This is a genomic window from Streptomyces sp. NPDC037401, assembly GCF_055602345.1.
Genome location: NZ_JBVJWO010000005.1, coordinates 130,487 through 148,147, shown reverse-complemented (window position 1 = coordinate 148,147; position 17,661 = coordinate 130,487). Strand labels below are relative to the sequence as shown.

Annotated in this window: 15 protein-coding genes; 7 read left to right on the top strand and 8 right to left on the bottom strand. The window is 71.9% G+C overall.

The genetic code is table 11. The features are described from left to right. Positions 1-40: 40 nt before the first annotated feature. On the bottom strand, positions 41-379 hold the full coding sequence (locus ACZ7H1_RS06320; protein ID WP_470784445.1) for a winged helix-turn-helix transcriptional regulator: 339 nt from the start codon (positions 377-379) through the stop codon (positions 41-43). 116 nt (positions 380-495) lie between these two features. On the opposite strand from ACZ7H1_RS06320, the gene ACZ7H1_RS06315 reads away from it, so the two are divergent. From ACZ7H1_RS06315 to ACZ7H1_RS06305, 3 genes are all read left to right on the top strand, one after another. Then, positions 496-1,374: an SDR family oxidoreductase gene (locus ACZ7H1_RS06315; RefSeq protein WP_470784221.1), complete on the top strand. Its 879-nt coding sequence runs from the start codon at positions 496-498 to the stop codon at positions 1,372-1,374. 85 nt (positions 1,375-1,459) lie between these two features. Continuing rightward, positions 1,460-2,449, top strand: coding sequence for an EamA family transporter RarD (gene rarD, locus ACZ7H1_RS06310; protein WP_470784220.1), 990 nt, complete (start codon positions 1,460-1,462; stop codon positions 2,447-2,449). 243 nt (positions 2,450-2,692) lie between these two features. Beyond that, positions 2,693-4,009: a M28 family metallopeptidase gene (locus tag ACZ7H1_RS06305; RefSeq protein ID WP_470784218.1), complete on the top strand. Its 1,317-nt coding sequence runs from the start codon at positions 2,693-2,695 to the stop codon at positions 4,007-4,009. Between the two features lie 97 nt (positions 4,010-4,106). On the opposite strand, the gene ACZ7H1_RS06300 is transcribed toward ACZ7H1_RS06305, so the two are convergent. The 4 genes from ACZ7H1_RS06300 to ACZ7H1_RS06285 form a co-directional block, all read right to left on the bottom strand. After that, positions 4,107-4,532: a hypothetical protein gene (locus tag ACZ7H1_RS06300; RefSeq protein WP_470784217.1), complete on the bottom strand. Its 426-nt coding sequence runs from the start codon at positions 4,530-4,532 to the stop codon at positions 4,107-4,109. Then, on the bottom strand, positions 4,529-4,732 hold the full coding sequence (locus ACZ7H1_RS06295) for a hypothetical protein (RefSeq protein ID WP_470784216.1): 204 nt from the start codon (positions 4,730-4,732) through the stop codon (positions 4,529-4,531). The genes ACZ7H1_RS06300 and ACZ7H1_RS06295 overlap by 4 nt, the downstream gene beginning before the upstream one ends. A 115-nt stretch (positions 4,733-4,847) precedes the next feature. Then, on the bottom strand, positions 4,848-6,161 hold the full coding sequence (locus ACZ7H1_RS06290) for a LolA family protein (protein WP_470784214.1): 1,314 nt from the start codon (positions 6,159-6,161) through the stop codon (positions 4,848-4,850). Between the two features lie 235 nt (positions 6,162-6,396). Next, a complete protein-coding gene (locus tag ACZ7H1_RS06285) occupies positions 6,397-7,407 on the bottom strand; it encodes a polyprenyl synthetase family protein (RefSeq protein ID WP_470784213.1) in 1,011 nt (336 codons plus the stop codon). 187 nt (positions 7,408-7,594) lie between these two features. Here ACZ7H1_RS06285 and ACZ7H1_RS06280 point away from each other — a divergent pair, with 187 nt between their 5' ends. Beyond that, positions 7,595-9,100 carry a peptide MFS transporter gene (locus ACZ7H1_RS06280; RefSeq protein ID WP_470784443.1) on the top strand — a complete coding sequence of 502 codons (1,506 nt, stop codon included), beginning with the start codon at positions 7,595-7,597 and terminating at the stop codon, positions 9,098-9,100. Positions 9,101-9,111: 11 nt separating this feature from the next. After that, complete coding sequence (locus ACZ7H1_RS06275; protein WP_470784211.1) at positions 9,112-11,118, top strand: CocE/NonD family hydrolase; 2,007 nt, start codon at positions 9,112-9,114, stop codon at positions 11,116-11,118. 26 nt (positions 11,119-11,144) lie between these two features. Here ACZ7H1_RS06275 and ACZ7H1_RS06270 read toward each other — a convergent pair whose 3' ends face one another. Beyond that, positions 11,145-11,939 carry a Cof-type HAD-IIB family hydrolase gene (locus ACZ7H1_RS06270; RefSeq protein ID WP_470784209.1) on the bottom strand — a complete coding sequence of 265 codons (795 nt, stop codon included), beginning with the start codon at positions 11,937-11,939 and terminating at the stop codon, positions 11,145-11,147. A 198-nt stretch (positions 11,940-12,137) separates the two neighbouring features. Between ACZ7H1_RS06270 and fahA the strand changes: the two genes are divergently transcribed. Both fahA and ACZ7H1_RS06260 read left to right on the top strand, forming a co-directional pair. Further along, on the top strand, positions 12,138-13,367 hold the full coding sequence (gene fahA, locus ACZ7H1_RS06265; RefSeq protein ID WP_470784207.1) for a fumarylacetoacetase: 1,230 nt from the start codon (positions 12,138-12,140) through the stop codon (positions 13,365-13,367). Positions 13,368-13,786: 419 nt separating this feature from the next. Then, positions 13,787-14,365 (top strand): hypothetical protein, encoded by a 579-nt coding sequence (locus ACZ7H1_RS06260; protein WP_470784205.1) that lies wholly within the window; start codon positions 13,787-13,789, stop codon positions 14,363-14,365. A 71-nt stretch (positions 14,366-14,436) separates the two neighbouring features. Here ACZ7H1_RS06260 and nuoN read toward each other — a convergent pair whose 3' ends face one another. Both nuoN and ACZ7H1_RS06250 read right to left on the bottom strand, forming a co-directional pair. Continuing rightward, entirely contained in the window at positions 14,437-16,083 is a 1,647-nt protein-coding gene (gene nuoN, locus ACZ7H1_RS06255) for an NADH-quinone oxidoreductase subunit NuoN (protein ID WP_470784204.1), read from the bottom strand. Further along, on the bottom strand, positions 16,080-17,660 hold the full coding sequence (locus tag ACZ7H1_RS06250) for an NADH-quinone oxidoreductase subunit M (RefSeq protein ID WP_470784203.1): 1,581 nt from the start codon (positions 17,658-17,660) through the stop codon (positions 16,080-16,082). Before ACZ7H1_RS06250 ends, nuoN begins: the two co-directional genes overlap by 4 nt. Position 17,661: the final 1 nt, after the last annotated feature.

Genomic DNA, 17,661 nt, shown 5'->3' with positions numbered 1-17,661 from the left:
ACGCCGCACGGCACCCGGCATACGCCGAGGCCCGGATCTCCTACGAGGTCCGGGCCTCGTCGTATGCGGCGCGGGCGCGCTGCACGTCCGCGGTGCGCCGCTCCGTCCAGCGGGCCAGCGCCCACACCTGCTCGGCGGCCTCCCGCCCCATGGCCGTGAGGGAGTAGTCGACGCGCGGCGGGATCACGGGCTTGGCGTCGCGCAGCACGAAGCCGTCGCGCTCCAGCGTCTGCAGGGTCTGGGCGAGCATCTTCTCGCTGACGCCGCCGACCTCGCGGCGCAGTTCGCTGAACCGGTACGAGCGCTCCACCAGCGCGGCCAGGACAAGGACGCCCCAGCGGCTGGTGACGTGCTCCAGCACTCCGCGGGACGGGCACATCGGGGCCTTCACGCTTACTTCCACACCAGTACCTTACTTCAAAGTGTGTACTTACGAATCGATAGCGCTCTCCGTAGGGTGGTGTCACACCCCGAAAGCACCCCTAGGAGCGCGCCATGAGCATCGTCGTCACCGGAGCCACCGGAGCCCTGGGCAGTCTCGTCGTGGAAGAGCTGCTGGCCACCGTCCCCGCCGAGCGCATCGCCGCCGTCGTGCGCGACGAGAAGAAGGCCGCCGGCCTCGCCGCCCGCGGGGTCGAGCTGCGCGTCGCCGACTACGACGACCCGGCCTCCCTGGCCGGGGCCTTCCGGCCCGGCGACCGGGTGCTCCTGATCTCCGGCAGCGAGGTCGGCCGCCGCATCCCCCAGCACACCGCCGTGATCGGGGCGGCCCGGGCGGCCGGCGTGGCACAGTTCGCCTACACCGGGATCCTGGGCGGTCCGGAGGCCGACTTCGACCTGGCCGCGGAGCACCGCGCGACCGAGCAGGCGATCCTCGACTCGGGCCTGCCGTACACCTTCCTGCGCAACGGCTGGTACCACGAGAACTACACCGCCGGGCTGGGGCCGGTGCTGGAGCACGGCGCGGTCGTGGCCAGCGCGGGCGAGGGCCGGGTCGCCTCCGCGGCGCGCGCCGACTACGCCGCCGCGGCGGCCGCCGTCCTGACCGGCGAGGGGCACGTGAACCGGGCGTACGAGCTCAGCGGCGACACCGCCTGGAGCCTGGCCGAGTACGCGGCCGAGGTCGCGGCCCGCTCGGGCCGGGAGGTCGCGTACGCGGACGTGCCCGCCGAGGCCCACCTGGCGGTGCTCACCGGCGCCGGAGTGCCCGAGGCCTTCGCCGCGATCCTCGTCGACGTCGACGCGGCCATCGCGCGCGGGCGGCTCGCGGACACCAGCGGGGACCTTTCGCGGCTGATCGGCCGCCCGACCACGCCGATCGGCCAGGCGATCACCGAGGCACTGGCCGGCCACCTCGCACAGCCGTCCACGTAATGAGCATTTCCCCACTATGGGCATGACAGATGGCCCTCCCGGCGTTACGGTCATCAGGTTGGCTTGAAGTCGTCCAGGAGGGCCCGTGAAGTCAGGCAGCGAGCAGCGGGCAGGTTTGCTCTACGGTTTCGGCGCATACGGCATGTGGGGGCTCGTCCCCTTGTTCTGGCCACTGCTCAAGCCGTCCGGCGCGGTCGAGATCCTCGCCCACCGGATGGTCTGGTCCCTCGGCTTCGTGGCCCTGGCCCTGCTGGTGATGCGCCGCTGGGGCTGGATACGCGAGCTACTCCGGCAGCCCCGCAAGCTGGCCCTGACCGCGGTCGCGGCCTCCGTGATCACGGTCAACTGGGGCGTGTACATCTGGTCCGTCAACAACGGCCAGGTGGTCGAGGCCTCGCTCGGCTACTTCATCAACCCGCTGGTCACCATCGCCATGGGCGTGCTGCTGCTCGGCGAGCGGCTGCGCCCGGCCCAGTGGGCGGCGGTCGGCATCGGCTTCACGGCCGTGCTGGTGCTCGCCGTCGGGTACGGGCGGGTGCCGTGGGTCTCGCTCGTCCTGGCCTTCTCCTTCGCCACGTACGGACTGATCAAGAAGAAGGTCAACATCGGCGGCCTGGAGTCGCTGGCCGCCGAGACCGCCGTGCAGTTCCTGCCGGCCCTCGCCTACCTGCTGTGGCTGAGCTCGGCCGGCGAGTCGACCTTCTCCGGCGAGGGACCCGGCCACGTCGCGCTGCTCGCCGCCACCGGCGTGGTGACGGCCGTGCCGCTGATCTGCTTCGGGGCGGCCGCGATCCGCGTGCCCCTGTCCACCCTGGGCCTGCTCCAGTACATGGCGCCGCTCTTCCAGTTCGCACTGGGTGTCGTGTACTTCCACGAGGCGATGCCGGCCGAGCGCTGGGCGGGCTTCGGCCTGGTGTGGACCGCACTGGTCCTGCTCACGTGGGACGCGCTGCGCACGGCCCGCCGCACCCGGGCGGCAGCGGCCCTGCTGTCGCACCAGGCAGCCGCCCCGCATGCCGCGACCCCGCACGCGCAGGCTCCGCGCCCGCCCGAGGCGGCTCGCGAACCGGCGTAATCCCCCTCGCGGATCCCTCGCACGGGCTCCCTGACCCCCGTCCGGACCGCCACGCACACGCCCCATACACCCCGGCAGACGCCCGCGCCCACACTGGTGCGGGCGTCTGTCCGTATTCCGAACAACCTTGACCGGATTACGCTCTTGACGGAGTGTCACACTCTCGCTGAACATCGGGCTCGCACAGACGCTCTATCCCCGCACGTTCCGTCCCATCCCCGTACGGAATCCCGGAGCCCCCACATGAGCCTCTCCGTCTCCCGGCGGCTGGCCGCCGCGACCGCTCTCGCGGTCGCCGGCCTCCTCGCCTCCACCGCGCCCGGCGCACTCGCCGCTCCCACGGCGGCCACCGCGGCCCCCACTCCGCCGGACATCCCGCTCGCCAACGTCAAGGCCCACCTGTCCCAGCTGCAGACGATCGCCACGAACAACGGCGGCAACCGCGCACACGGCCGGACCGGCTACAAGGCCTCGATCGACTACGTGAAGGCGAAGCTGGACGCGGCCGGGTTCACCACCACGCTGCAGACCTTCACCTCCAGCGGCGCGACCGGCTACAACCTGATCGCCGACTGGCCGGGCGGTGACCCCAACTCCGTGCTGATGGCGGGCGCGCACCTGGACTCGGTGAGCTCCGGCGCCGGCATCAACGACAACGGCTCCGGTTCCGCGGCCGTCCTGGAGACCGCGCTCGCCGTCTCCCGCGCGCAGCTCCAGCCGACCAAGCACCTGCGCTTCGGCTGGTGGGGCGCGGAGGAGCTCGGCCTGATCGGCTCGAAGTACTACGTGAACAACCTGCCCGCGGCCGAGCGCGCGAAGTTCTCCGGCTACCTGAACTTCGACATGATCGGCTCGCCGAACCCGGGCTACTTCGTCTACGACGACGACCCGGCCATCGAGCAGACGTTCAAGGACTACTTCACCGGGATCGGCGTCCCGACGGAGATCGAGACCGAGGGCGACGGGCGCTCGGACCACGCCTCCTTCAAGAACGTGGGCATACCCGTCGGCGGCCTGTTCACCGGCGCCAGCAGGACCAAGAGCGCGGCCCAGGCCCAGAAGTGGGGCGGCACGTCCGGCCAGGCCTTCGACCGCTGCTACCACTCCTCCTGCGACAACACCTCGAACATCAACGACACCGCGCTCGACCGCAACAGCGACGCCGTCGCCTACGCGATCTGGCACCTGGGCGCCTCCACGCCGGTCCCGCCCGGCCCGTCCTTCGAGAACACCACGGACGTCAACATCCCGGACTCCCCCGCCGGCGCGGTGACGTCGTCGGTCACGGCCGTCAACGTGCCCGGGAACGCGCCGGCCACCACGAAGGTGGACGTCAACATCGTCCACACGTACCGCGGTGACCTCATCGTCGACCTCGTCGCCCCCGACGGCACGGTCTACAACCTGCACAACCGCAGTGGCGGCAGCGCCGACAACCTCGTCCAGAGCTACACCGTCAACGCCTCCAGCGAGGTCGCCAACGGCGTCTGGGGCCTGCGGGTGAGGGACGCGGCCGCGCAGGACGTGGGCTACATCAACAGCTGGAAGATCACCTTCTGACGCAACGGGTGAACTCCGCCCCACCGCAGCACCGCTGACCGTAGCCGCCGTCCCCCGCCTTCCGGTGCGGGGCGGCGGCTGCCGCGCGAAACGGCCCCTACGGAGTGCCGGAACCGGTGTCCGCGTCGTCCGCAGGCTGCTGCTGCGGATCCTGGATCCGGGCGCGCAGCTCCTCCGCGACCCCGCCGATGTCGACGCGCCCCAGCTTCGCGGCCTCGACCAGGTCGCCGAGGTCCTCGGGCGAGGGCAGGTGCCGGGCCCCGGCCACCCGCAGGTAGGAGCGGGTGGCGGCGGCCGCGTAGAACTCGTTCATCGGCGATTCGAGCGCCGGGCACACCGCGAGCGTGTGCAGGAACGCCGCGGCCCGCCAGGCGGTGTCCGGGGCGGGCTGCTCGGGGACCAGCACCAGGTCGCTCTGGTGGCGGGCGACCGCGGCCTCGACCCCGGAAGGGTCCCAGACGGCCGGGTCGGACGGGAGATGGTGGGCGAGCGCCGTCCAGGCCCACTCCATGGTGATCTTCAATTCCCGAACCGCTCCTGGAAGTAGCCCCAGTGGTCGGCGAACTCGTCGATGCCGGTGAGGAACTTGCGCCGGTCCTCGTCCAGTTCGCGCTCGGTGACCTCGGTGATCAGCGCGGTGACGGTCGTCCCCAGCGCCGCCGCACGCGCCTTCAGGCGGTCGTGGAACTCCTCGTTCAGGCGGATGGTGACGTGTCTCGACATGCCTTTCACCGTACAGCGGGCCTGCTGTACGGGGTACCGGAACGGCCGAAGGGTGGGCCGGGACACAGTCCCGGCCCACCCTTCGATCCTCGCGTCGCGCGGTGTCGCGCCGCCGTTACTTCGCCGAGTCCGCGGCCTTCACCAGCGCGTCCTTGGTGACCGTGCCGACGTAGACGGTGCCGTCGTCGGTGATCAGGGCGTTGACGATGCGGGTCGAGAACACCCGGCCCTCGCCGAACTTCCCGGAGACCTTGTCACCGATCGAGTCGATGAACTGCTGGGCCTCCTTGGGGACGTCCGTGTCGGCCTCGTTGCCCGCGACGGCGTTCAGGCCCTTGCCGCCCGGCACCTCGATCCGCGCGATCGTGGCCCAGCCCTCGCCCAGGATCTTCAGGTCGCGCGCGCCGTCGCCCGCGGCGCCGCCGGTCAGACCCCCCAGGCCGGGGATGGCCTCGAGCGCCTTCAGGCCGTCCGAGCCGTCCTTCCCGAAGCCCTTGTCCGGGCCCTTGCCGTGCTCTTCGCCCGGCAGGCCCTCGGTCACCTTCGCGCCCTTGGGCGGGGTGAAGGTGAAGGTGTCCGCGGACGGCCGGGAGAAGTCGACCTTGGTGAAGCCGGCGTCCAGGATCGGCTTGCCGCCTTCGCTCGCCAGCACCTGGAAGCGCAGCGGGGTGCCGTTCTCCGCGTCCACCGCGATCTTCACGGAACCGATCGTGGAACCGCTCTGCTTCGGCTTGAGGACCAGCTGGTACGCGTCGCGGCCGGCCACCTGCGCGGTGTCGCCGACGCTCACCTCGGTGGTCGGGCCGGCGGCCTTCAGGGCCTCCTCGGCCATCTGCTTGGGCGTGCCCGGCAGCCGGTCGGCCGTCTTGTGGTCCTTGCGGTCCTTCAGGTGCCCGGGCGCGCCGCCCTCGGAACCGGTCTTGTCGTGGAAGACCTCGCCGGACTTGCTGTCGTATCCCCAGACGTCCTGGCCGTTGTGGACGAGGCTGTACTCGTCCTTGCCGTCGAGGAAGGTGAGCTTCTGGCGGTCCGGGCCGTCGGCTGCGACCTTGACCGTGTGGGTGCCCATGGCCAGCTGGGTCAGCTTCTCCTGCGGGTCCGCGGACCCGCCGGTCATCCCGCTGCCGCCGGTCAGGCCGCTCAGCAGGCCGCTCCCGAGGTCCGGCAGGCCCAGGTCGGTGCTGATCTTCGCCGTGCCGGACAGCTGCTCCGTGTCCGAGGCGGCGATCTTCTCGACGAGCTGCTGCGCCGTGATCTTCGGCAGGTCGGGGCTGCCGGCGTTCGCCATGGCCGGGACCATGGCGACGGCCGTGACAGCCACCGCCGCCACCGCTATCGGTACGGCGTACCGCGCGGCCTTGCGGCGGCCCGCCCGGAGGTCGACGGCCTCGTCGTGGCCGTCAACCGGAGTCTGTGCGTTCGGTGCCATGTCTGCCCTACCTCTGTGTACGGCGGCGGCATGCCCGTCTGTTTGTGTACACGTCCACCCCTCGCCGCCTGCGTCACCCGATCTGGTGGGGATGGTGTACCCATCTGACCAAATCGGGCGGTACGAAGCGTCAGACCCCGGAATCAACTCCGCGTACTACGCAGGGATGACACCGCGGGCCGTTTCCTCCCCCGTCCCGTAGGGGTCGGGGGAGGCGAGCAGCTGCACGAAGGTGTTACCCGGCGCGGTGCACCACGGCGTCGCACAGCTCGACGAGCGCGGACTTGGCGAAGCACTCGGGGAGCGGGGCGAGCGTGGCGCGCGCCTCCTCGGCGTACCGGACCGTGTCGCGGCGGGCCTGGTCCAGGGCGGGGTGCACGCGCAGCCGGGCGAGCGCCTCGGCGTGCCGGGCGTCGTCCGTCAGATCGCCGTCGAGGAGCCGTACGAGATCCAGGTCCTCGGCCTTGCCGTCCCGCGCGGCCGTCTCGCGCAGCCGCAGCACGGGCAGGGTCGGGATGCCCTCGCGCAGGTCGGTGCCCGGGGTCTTGCCGGACTCGTGGGAGTCGGAGGCGATGTCCAGGACGTCGTCGGCCAGCTGGAAGGCGGTGCCGAGGCGCTCGCCGTACTGGGTGAGGATGTCGACGACGGATTCGTCGGCGCCGGACATCATCGCGCCGAAGCGGCCCGAGACGGCGACCAGCGAACCGGTCTTGCCGGCGAGGACGTCGAGGTAGTGCTCGACGGGGTCCTGGCCCTCGCGCGGGCCCGCGGTCTCCAGGATCTGACCCGTCACCAGCCGCTCGAAGGCCTCCGCCTGGATGCGGACCGCCTCCGGGCCGAGGTCGGCCAGGATGTGCGAGGCGCGGGCGAAGAGGAAGTCACCCGTGAGGACCGCCACGGAGTTGCTCCAGCGGGTGTTGGCGCTGGCCACCCCGCGGCGCACGTCCGCCTCGTCCATCACGTCGTCGTGGTAGAGCGTCGCCAGGTGCGTGAGCTCCACCACCACGGCCGAGGGCACGATGCCGGGCGCGTAGGGGTCGCCGAACCGCGACGCGAGCATCACGAGCAGCGGCCGGAAGCGCTTGCCTCCCGCGCGCACCAGGTGCTGTGCGGCTTCCGTGATGAAGGGGACGTCGCTCTTGGTGGCTTCGAGCAGACCCTCCTCGACGGCGGCCAGTCCGGCCTGGACATCGGTCTCAAGAGCCTGGTCCCGCACGCTCAGTCCGAACGGCCCGACGACGGTCACGAGGGGTACTCCTGTCTGCTGACGATCACACGGATTGTCGATGTGTCGCTGCCATCACTCAAGTCAGCGTATCCGGTCCATTTTCGATCACGGAGAGCACCCGGGCGCCATGTCCCGCGCAGTGCCCGAAGAGCCCCGGTATGTTCATGAGAAGTCCATAGAAACCAGAGAGGGTGTTTTGTCCAGAATCTTGACCGACGTGGAACCGGGCGAACCGGAGGCGGAGCATCCGCCCGCGGCCGACGACCACGCCTTCTTCGGGCAGCCCCGCGGCCTGGCGACCCTGTCCGGTCTGGAGGTCTGGGAGCGCTTCTCGTTCCTGGGCATGCAGGCCATCCTCGTCCTCTACTTCGCGGACACGGTCGCGAACGGCGGACTGGGGATGGACCCCGGAACCGCGGCCTCCGTCTCGGCGGCCTACGGAACCATGGTCTACCTCGTCTCCGTCGCGGGCGGCTGGCTCGCCGACCGGATCCTCGGCTCGTACCGCGCCGTGCTCTGGGGCGGCATCCTGATCGCCTGCGGCCACTACGCGATGGCCGTGCCGACCACCGCCATGACCTGGACCGGACTCGGCCTGATCAGCGCCGGCACCGGGCTGCTCAAGCCGAACGTCGCCAGCATGGTGGGCAAGCTCTACCGCACCGACGACGACCGGCGCGACGCGGGCTTCGCCCTGTACTACATGGGCATCAACATCGGCGCCTTCGCCGGACCGCTGATCACGGGCTGGCTGGGCGAGCACAAGGGCTGGCACTGGGGCTTCTCCGCCGCCGCGGTCGGCATGACGGCCGGTCTGGTCCAATACGTGCTGGGACGCCGCCATCTGGCGGGGCGCAAGCACTCCGCAGAGTTCGCCCTCGCGCCCGCCGCCATGCGGCGCGCCGTGTGGACGATCGCCGGCGGACTGCTGGGCCTGGCCGTGCTGTGCGGGCTGCCGGCCGCCGCCGGCCGGCTGACCATGGAGCGCTTCGTCGACGTGCTGACGCTCATCTCGGTGATCGCGCCGGTCGTCTACTTCACGGTGATGTTCCGCAGCCCCCGGGTGACCCCGGCCGAGCGCGGCCGCCTGAAACCGTACGTGGTGCTCTTCCTGGCGTCGGTCGCCTTCAACTTCATCCTGTTCCAGGCGTACTCGACGATGATGCTGCTGGCCTCGACGAACGCCAGGACCACGATCCTCGGCTTCGACTTCCCGGCGAGCTGGTACGCCTCCGCGCTCGGCGCCTTCGAGGTGGCGCTGGCCCCGGTGGTCGCCGCCGTGTGGGTGCGGATGGGCCGCCGCCAGCCGCACGTCTCCAACAAGATCGCCATCGGGGTGATCCTGGGCGGCCTCTCCTTCCTGCTGATGGTGATCCCCACCTCCGGGCACGCCTCGGACTCGTACCGCATGGCCGCCTGGTGGATCGTCAGCTCGTACCTGCTGCTCGGGCTCGGGGACATCCTGCTGGAGACCTCGGGCATGTCCGCGACGACCAAGCTCGCACCGAAGGCCTACAGCAGCCAGACCATGGCCCTGTGGTTCCTCTCGCTCGCCCTCGCCAACGGCATCCAGGCGCAGGTGGTGAAGGTCTACGGGCACGTGTCGAACCCCGTGTACTTCGGAGTCAACGGTGCCGTCGCGGTCGCCGCCGGCCTCGCCGTGATCGCCCTCGCGCCCTGCCTGCGGCGCACGATGCACCCCGTGCACTGACAAGGACGCCCATGATCATCCGTACCGCCTTCCCGTACGAGACCGCCCACGAGGACGTCCGCATCCCCCTGCCGGACGGCACCAGGCTGTACGCGCGGATCTGGCGCCCGGTCACCGACGAGCCGGTCCCGGCCCTGCTGGAGTACCTGCCGTACCGGCTGACCGACTGGACCGCCCCGCGCGACTGGCAGCGCCACCCCTGGTACGCGGGCCACGGCTACGCCTCCGTCCGCGTCGACGTGCGCGGGCACGGCAACAGCGAGGGCCGTCCGGGGGACGAGTACGACGCCCGGGAACTGGCCGACGGGGTCGCGGTGGTGGAGTGGCTGGCGGCGCGGCCGTGGTGCACGGGCGCGGTCGGCATGTTCGGCATCTCCTGGGGAGGCTTCAACTCGCTCCAGATCGCGGCCCTGGCGCCCGGGCCGCTGAAGGCGGTCGTCACCGTCTGCTCCACGGACGACCGCTATGACAACGACGTGCACTACATGGGCGGCTCGGTACTGGCGGTGGACATGCACGCGTGGGCGGCGACGATGCTGGCCTTCGCCTCCCGCCCGCCGGACCCGCGGTACGCGGGGGACGGCTGGCGGGAGCAGTGGCTGGACCGGCTGGAGTCGGTGGAGCCGCTGATCCACACCTGGCTGTCCCACCAGACCCGCGACGCGTACTGGAAGCACGGGAGCGTCTGCGAGGACTACTCCGCGATCCGTGCGGCCGTGCTGGCCGTGGGGGGCTGGCACGACCCCTACCGGGACACGGTCCTGCGGCTGGCCGAGCACCTGCCGGCGGACCGGGTGCGCGCGCTGATCGGGCCCTGGTCGCACCAGTACCCGGACCGCGGGCTGCCGCCCGGACCGGCGATCGGCTTCCTCCAGGAGACGCTGCGGTGGTGGGACCACTGGCTCAAGGGGGCGGACACCGGCGTGATGTCCGAGCCGCTGCTGCGGTCCTGGATCAGCGAGTCGCACCCGCCGGCGACCGGCTACGACGTGCTGCCGGGCCGCTGGGTCGGCGACCGCGCCTGGCCCTCCCCCGCGGTCACCCCCGTCCGGTACGGCTTCCAGGGCCCGCCCGTGAAGGTCGCCTCGCCGCAGCACACGGGCGTGGACGCGGGCCGGTTCTTCCCCTTCGGCAACGACGCCGACCTGCCGCCGGACCAGCGCGAGGAGGACGCGCGGTCGGCCTGCTTCGAGTTCCCGGTAGCGGACGCGCCGGTCGAGATCCTGGGCCGGCCCCGGGTGACGGTCCGGCTGCGGATGGACGTACCGCACGGGCAGGTCGTCGCGCGGCTCTGCGACGTCGCCCCCGACGGGTCCTCGACGCTGGTCACCCGGGGGGCGCTCAACCTGTCCGCGCGCTCCGGGCGCGACACCGCGCTGTCCTGGCCCGCGGGCGCGACCGAGGACGTCTCCTTCGACCTGAACGGCATCGGCCACTCCTTCCCCCCGGGCCACCGGATCCGGCTCGCGCTCTCCTCCGCGTACTGGCCGTGGATCTGGCCGCGGGCGGGCTCGGAGGCGGGCTGGACCATGGAACCGGCCGGCAGCTCCCTGGAGCTCCCGGTCCGCAGCCCCGCCGCCGACGCCGGCGCCGCGGAGATCGTCTTCGGGCCCCCGGAACAGTCCGGGCCGCTGGGGGTCTCGTACCCCGCCACGCTGGAGGAGCCGCGCCCGGAGCGGCTGGTCGTGCGCGACGTCGCCCGCGGGGTCTGGCGCCTGGAGGTGGACCCCCGCTACGGCGGGACGCGGGTCTACCCCGACGGGCTGGAGTTCTCCGAGGACGCGCTGGACACGTACTCCGTGCAGGAGGCCGATCCACTGTCGGCCCGTACCCGCTCGGAGTGGCGCATCCGGCTGCACCGCCCCGAGACTGGCTGGGACGCGCACGTCGAGACCCGTTCGGAGATCGGCTGCGACGCGGGCTCCTTCCACACCGTGAACGAGGTCGTCTGCCGGGACGGCGAGGAGATCGTCTTCCACCGCACCTGGGAGCGCCGCATCCCGCGCACGGCGGGCTGAGCGGGCTCGCGCGGGCGGGTCCGCACCTACGGGTAGAGGCGGTGGAGGACGGCGGCGATGCCGTCGGCGTCGTTGGAGAGGGTGATCTCGTCGGCCACCGCCTTCAGCTCCTCGTGGGCGTTGGCCATCGCCACCCCGTGCGCCGCCCAGGCGAACATCGGGATGTCGTTGGGCATGTCGCCGAACGCGATCGTCGACGAGGCCGGCAGTCCCAGCTCCGCCGCGGCCAGCGCCAGGCCGCTCGCCTTGTCGATCCCCGGCGGCTGCAGCTCGACCGTGTGCTCCCCCGCCATCGTGACGTTCACCAGGTCCCCGACCACCGAGCGGGCCACCCGGGTCAGTTCGTCGTCGTCCAGCAGCGGGTGCTGGAGCAGGACCTTGTTGATCGGCGCCGACCACAGGTCGGACCGGCGGGGCACGGGGACCGTCGGCAGGTGCGGGTGCCACATCCGGTAGCCCGGCCCTATCAGCATCTCCGCGTCGATGCCTTCGCGGTTGACCGCGGCGTACACCTCGCCGATCTCCGCCTCGATCTTGCCGAGGGCGATCTCCGCGAGCTCCCGGTCCATGGGCACGGAGTGCAGCATCCGGCCGGCCGCCGCGTCGTACACCTGTGCGCCCTGCCCGCACACGGCCAGCCCGGTGTATCCGAGCCCGTCCAGTACGTGCCGCACCTGCGGCACGGGCCGGCCGGTCACCACGATGTGCTGTGCGCCGGCCGCGCGCGCCCGCGCGAGCGCCTCGTACGAGCGGGGGGAGACGGTGTCTCCGGCACACAGCAGGGTGCCGTCGAGGTCAGTGGCGATCAAGGCGTATGGCACCCGCCAAGGATAGGACCCCTCGGTACAAGTCTTATAAATAGCACCCGAATCCGGCCTCCCGCAGGCCCCACCGGCCACGTAACGTGTCGTCTCGCACTGTGTTCCCCCGGGCCACCCCCGGATCCGGCACCCACGAGCCCGTGGACGACCCGGTCGACGGCGAGACACCCACAGACTTCGGAAGCGAGGCAGCACCCCATGCCCCAGCAGAGCCCTCTCGACCTCCCCGAGGGCGACCCGTTCGGGCCGCACAACCTCCCGTACGGCGTCTTCACGACCGGGGACGAGCCGGAGCGCCGCCGCATCGGCGTCCGGATCGGCGGCCACGTGCTCGACGCCGGGGCGGCCGCGGCCGCGCTCGGGTCCGCGCACGCCGCGCTGCTCGCCGAGCCCGTGCTGAACCCGCTGCTCGCCGCCGGCCGCCCCGTATGGAGCGCAGTGCGCGCCGAGCTCACGGCGTGGGTCACGGAGCCCGGCCACCGGGCCGCGGTGGAGCCGCTGCTCGTACCCCTCGACGCCGTCACCCTGCACCTGCCGTACGAGGTCGCCGACTACGTCGACTTCTACGCCAGCGAGCACCACGCCACCAACGTCGGACGGATCTTCCGGCCGGACGGCGACGCGCTCACCCCCAACTGGAAGCACCTGCCGATCGGCTACCACGGCCGCTCCGGCACGATCGTCGTGTCCGGCACCGACGTCGTCCGCCCCTCCGGGCAGCGCAAGACCCCCGCGGACCCGGCGCCCGTCTTCGGGCCGAGCATCAAGCTCGACATCGAGGCCGAGGTCGGCTTCGTCGTCGGCACCCCGTCCGAGCTGGGCCGCCCGGTCGGCCTCGGCGGGTTCGGCGACCACGTCTTCGGGCTGTTCCTGCTCAACGACTGGTCGGCGCGTGACATCCAGGCCTGGGAGTACGTCCCGCTGGGCCCGTTCCTCGGCAAGTCCTTCGCGACCTCCGTCTCCGCGTGGGTCACCCCGCTGGAGGCCCTGGACGCGGCCCGCGTGGCCCCGCCCGCGCGCGACTTCCCGCTGCTGCCGTACCTCGACGACGCCGCCCCCGGAGTCCTGCCGGGCGGCTTCGACCTGCGGATCTCCGTGGCGATCAACGGTCAGGAGGTGGCGGCCCCGCCGTTCGCGTCGATGTACTGGACCGCAGCCCAGCAGCTCGCGCACATGACGGTGAACGGCGCCTCGCTCCGGACGGGCGACGTGTTCGGCTCCGGCACCGTCAGCGGCCCCGAGGTGGGCCAGCGCGGCTCGCTGCTGGAGCTGACCTGGAACGGCCGGGACGCCATCGAACTGACCGACGGCAAGCGCACGTTCCTGGAGGACGGCGACACCGTCACGCTGACCGCGTGGGCGCCGGGCGCCGACGGCGTCCGCATCGGCCTGGGCGAAGTCACCGGACGGATCGTCCCCGCCGTCTGACGCACGGTCCCACCAGATGGGCGACGGCGGTGGCAGATCTTGCCACCGCCCTCGTAAACCGGGAACGGCCGCAGGCACGCACCGCACTCGCCACGGCCGTCGGCGATCCGGACGCGGACGTACGGCCTACGCGGCGCGGGCGGCCGCCTGACGGCCACGGCACCCCGGACCGCACACACCGCGCCGCCCCGTCCGGGGTGGTGCGAGCCCGGCTCACCGCGTGCGTCACGGGGCCCGGCGGGCGCCGCCCGGATGCACGGGGGGCGCCGTCCGGGCGGCTGACGTCCGGTCAGCCCGATGGCCCGCCCGCGTGGCGGGCCACCGGGCCCGGGGGGATGCTGCTGGTGCCCATGGGCCGCCCGCGGGTGTCCCGCAGGCCGCCCATGGGCTGCCCAGGTCGTCGTCCAAGGAGTCCGCGCATGGCACCCCGTACCGGCAAGCTCGCCCTGGCCCTCGCGGCCGCAGCCTCGCTCGTCCTGCCCGCCGCACCGGCCGGCGCCGCCGCCCCCGGCGGGTCCTCGCGGGAGGACCCCGCGGCCGCCGCCGCGCTGGCCGAGGCCGCCGTGGCGAGCATGCGGTACCTCCGCGAGCAGGACGGCGTCGCCGCCGGCTACCGCGCCGACCGGTACTGCGTCGCCGGGCCCGCCAAGGCGGGGGCGCTCGGATACCCCCACTTCAACCACGCCCACGACAACTCCACCGACCCCCGGCGGCCCGCCGCCCTCCTCTACGAGGACTCCCGGCACGGCGGGCGCAGGCTCGTGGCGGTGGAGTGGGTCGTCGCCGACCGGGACGGGAAGACGTCCACGGACGACGACCGGCCGAGCATGTTCGGGCAGCCGTTCAAGGGGCCGCTGCCCGGGAACTTCCCGGGCCAGCCGGTCCACTACGCCCTGCACGTCTGGCTCTGGAAGGACAACCCGAGCGGGATGTTCCAGACGTACAACCCGGCCGTGCGCTGCCTGCCCGGCACCACCCGGCCGGCGGCCCCGAAGTAGCCGACACGCGACCGGGCCCGGCCCCCTGAGGGGACCGGGCCCGGTCGCGCGGTGGAGCCGTCGCGGCTCCGTCAGCGGGCGAACACGCTCGCCTGGCCCGCCAGGTCCAGGAAGTACTGCGGGGCGACACCGAGCACCACCGTCACCGCCACGCCCACCGCGATCGTGGTCATGGTGAGCGGGGAGGGCACGGCCACCGTCGGCCCGTCGGCCTTCGGCTCACTGAAGAACATCAGCACGATCACCCGGATGTAGAAGAACGCCGCGATCGCGGACGAGATCACGCCGACCACGACCAGCGCGCCCGCACCGCCCTCCGCCGCCGCCTTGAACACCGCGAACTTGCCCGCGAAGCCGGAGGTCAGCGGAATGCCGGCGAAGGCCAGCAGGAAGACCGCGAACACCGCCGCCGTCAGCGGTGAACGGCGTCCCAGACCGGCCCACTTGGACAGGTGGGTGGCCTCGCCGCCCGCGTCCCGCACCAGCGTGACCACCGCGAACGCGCCGATCGTCACGAAGGAGTACGCCCCCAGGTAGAAGAGGACGGACGAGACGCCCTCCTCGGAGGTGGCGATCACACCGGCGAGGATGAACCCCGCGTGCGCGATGGAGGAGTAGGCCAGCAGGCGCTTGACGTCCGTCTGCGTCACCGCGATGACCGCACCGGCCAGCATGGTGACGATGGCGACGCCCCACATCACCGGGCGCCAGTCCCAGCGCAGGCCCGGCAGGACGACGTACAGCAGCCGGAGCAGCGCGCCGAAGGCCGCGACCTTGGTGGCCGCCGCCATGAAGCCCGTCACCGGGGTGGGGGCGCCCTGGTACACGTCCGGGGTCCACATGTGGAACGGCACCGCACCGACCTTGAAGAGCAGGCCCGTCAGGATCAGCGCGCCGCCGATCAGCAGCAGGGCGTCGTTGCCCATCGTCGAGGCGAGGGCCGGGTCGATGCCGGTGACCGTGCCGTCGACCACGTCGGCGATGCGGGCGTACGAGACCGAGCCCGCGTACCCGTACAGCAGGGCGATGCCGAAGAGGAGGAAGGCGGAGGAGAACGCGCCGAGGAGGAAGTACTTCACGGCGGCCTCCTGCGACATCAGCCGCTGGCGGCGGGCGACGGCACAGAGCAGGTACAGCGGGAGGGAGAAGACCTCCAGGGCCACGAACAGCGTCAGGAGGTCGTTGGCCGCCGGGAAGATCAGCATGCCGGCGACCGCGAACAGGGCCAGCGGGAACACCTCGCTGGTGCTGAACCCCGCCTTGACGGCGGCCTTCTCGCTGTCGCTGCCGGGGACCGAGGCAGCCTGGGCGGCGAAGGAGTCGACCTTGCGGCCGTGGGCCGCGGGGTCGAGCCGCCGCTCGGCGAAGGTGAACACCGCCACGACGGAGGCCAGGATGATGGTGCCCTGGAGGAACAGGGCGGGCCCGTCCACCGCGATGGCGCCCATCGCGGCGATGTGCGCCTTGGTGGAGCCGTACCCGGCGGCCGCCAGCCCCACCACGGCCGCGAAGGCCGAGGCGAGGGCGGCGACCGCGAGGAACACCTGGGTGTGGTGGCGGTACTTGCGCGGGACGAACGCCTCGACGAGGACGCCGACGATCGCCGCGCCCACCACGATCAGCGTGGGCGCGAGCTGCGCGTACTCGATGTGGGGGGCCGGGATCCGCTCGACGGGGTCGGCGGCCGCGGCCCACAGGCCGACAGCTGTTGTGCTCACTTGGCCGCCTCCACCTCAGGCTCGGGGTCCTTCTGCTTCACATCGGACATCGTGTGCTCCACGGCCGGGTTGACGATCTCCGTGAGCGGCTTGGGGTAGACGCCCAGGCCGATCAGCAGGGCGATCAGCGGGGTGACGACGAGCAGCTCGCGGAGCCTCAGGTCCGGCATGGACCGGACCTCCTCCTTCACCGGGCCGGTCATCGTGCGCTGGTACAGCACCAGGGTGTACAGCGCCGCGAGCACGATGCCGAGCGTGGCCACGATGCCGGCCACCGGGTACCGGGCGAAGGTTCCGACCAGGACCAGGAACTCGCTGACGAAGGGCGCCAGTCCCGGCAGCGACAGGGTGGCCAGTCCGCCGATCAGGAAGGTGCCGGCGAGCACCGGGGCGACCTTCTGCACGCCGCCGTAGTCGGCGATGAGCCGTGAACCGCGCCGCGAGATCAGGAATCCGGCCACCAGCATCAAGGCGGCGGTGCTCAGACCGTGGTTGACCATGTAGAGCGTCGCGCCGGACTGGCCTTGCGAGGTCATCGCGAAGATGCCGAGGATGATGAAGCCGAAGTGCGAGATCGAGGCGTACGCGACCAGGCGCTTGATGTCCCGCTGGCCGACCGCGAGCAGTGCGCCGTACACGATGCTGATCAGGGCGAGCACGAGGACCACCGGGGTGGCCCACTTGCTGGCCTCCGGGAACAGCCCCAGACAGAACCGGAGCATCGCGAAGGTGCCGACCTTGTCGACCACCGCGGTGATCAGCACGGCGACCGGGGCCGTGGCCTCGCCCATCGCATTGGGCAGCCACGTGTGCAGCGGCCACAGCGGGGCCTTCACCGCGAAGGCGAAGAAGAAGCCCAGGAACAGCAGCCGCTCGGTGTTGGTCGCCATGTCGAGCGTGCCCGCCGCGCGGGCTGCGGCGATCTCCTGGAGCGAGAAGCTCCCGGCGACCACGTACAGCCCGATGACCGCGGCCAGCATGATCAGACCGCCGGCCAGGTTGTAGAGGAGGAACTTGACCGCTGCGTACGACCGCTGCGCGGCGGCGTTCTCGTCCGTGCCGGAGTGCGCCCGGTCCCCGAAGCCGCCGATGAGGAAGTACATCGGGATCAGCATGGCTTCGAAGAAGATGTAGAAGACGAAGACGTCGGTGGCCTCGAAGGAGATGATCACCATCGCCTCGACCATCAGGATCAGGGCGAAGAAGCCCTGCGTCGGCCGCCACCGGGAGCCCGCGGACGGCTCGGCCTCCAGGGGGTCGGCGTCGTGCCAGCCGGCCGCGATCACGAACGGGATCAGCAGGGCGGTGAGCGCGATCAGCGCCACCCCGATGCCGTCCACGCCCAGTTCGTACCGCACCCCGAAGTCCTTGATCCAGGAGTGGGATTCGGTGAGCTGGTAGCGCGCGCCGCCCGGCTCGAAGCGCACCGCGACGACCACGGCGAGCGCCAGGGTCGCCAGCGAGAAGAGCAGCGCGAGCCACTTGGCGGCGGTCCGGCGGGAGGCCGGGACGGCCGCCGTGAGGACCGCGCCGACCGCGGGCAGCGCGGCCGTCACCGTCAGAAGCGGGAAACTCATT

What these genes read in the sequence shown, in the direction of transcription:
- fahA (WP_470784207.1), top strand. Translation starts at nt 12,138, where the DNA reads ATGCCCCAGCAGAGCCCTCTCGACCTCCCCGAGGGCGACCCGTTCGGG.
- ACZ7H1_RS06315 (WP_470784221.1), top strand. Translation starts at nt 496, where the DNA reads ATGAGCATCGTCGTCACCGGAGCCACCGGAGCCCTGGGCAGTCTCGTC.
- ACZ7H1_RS06250 (WP_470784203.1), bottom strand. Translation starts at nt 17,660, where the DNA reads ATGAGTTTCCCGCTTCTGACGGTGACGGCCGCGCTGCCCGCGGTCGGC.
- ACZ7H1_RS06275 (WP_470784211.1), top strand. Translation starts at nt 9,112, where the DNA reads ATGATCATCCGTACCGCCTTCCCGTACGAGACCGCCCACGAGGACGTC.
- ACZ7H1_RS06320 (WP_470784445.1), bottom strand. Translation starts at nt 379, where the DNA reads ATGTGCCCGTCCCGCGGAGTGCTGGAGCACGTCACCAGCCGCTGGGGC.
- ACZ7H1_RS06290 (WP_470784214.1), bottom strand. Translation starts at nt 6,161, where the DNA reads ATGGCACCGAACGCACAGACTCCGGTTGACGGCCACGACGAGGCCGTC.
- ACZ7H1_RS06260 (WP_470784205.1), top strand. Translation starts at nt 13,787, where the DNA reads ATGGCACCCCGTACCGGCAAGCTCGCCCTGGCCCTCGCGGCCGCAGCC.
- ACZ7H1_RS06295 (WP_470784216.1), bottom strand. Translation starts at nt 4,732, where the DNA reads ATGTCGAGACACGTCACCATCCGCCTGAACGAGGAGTTCCACGACCGC.
- ACZ7H1_RS06305 (WP_470784218.1), top strand. Translation starts at nt 2,693, where the DNA reads ATGAGCCTCTCCGTCTCCCGGCGGCTGGCCGCCGCGACCGCTCTCGCG.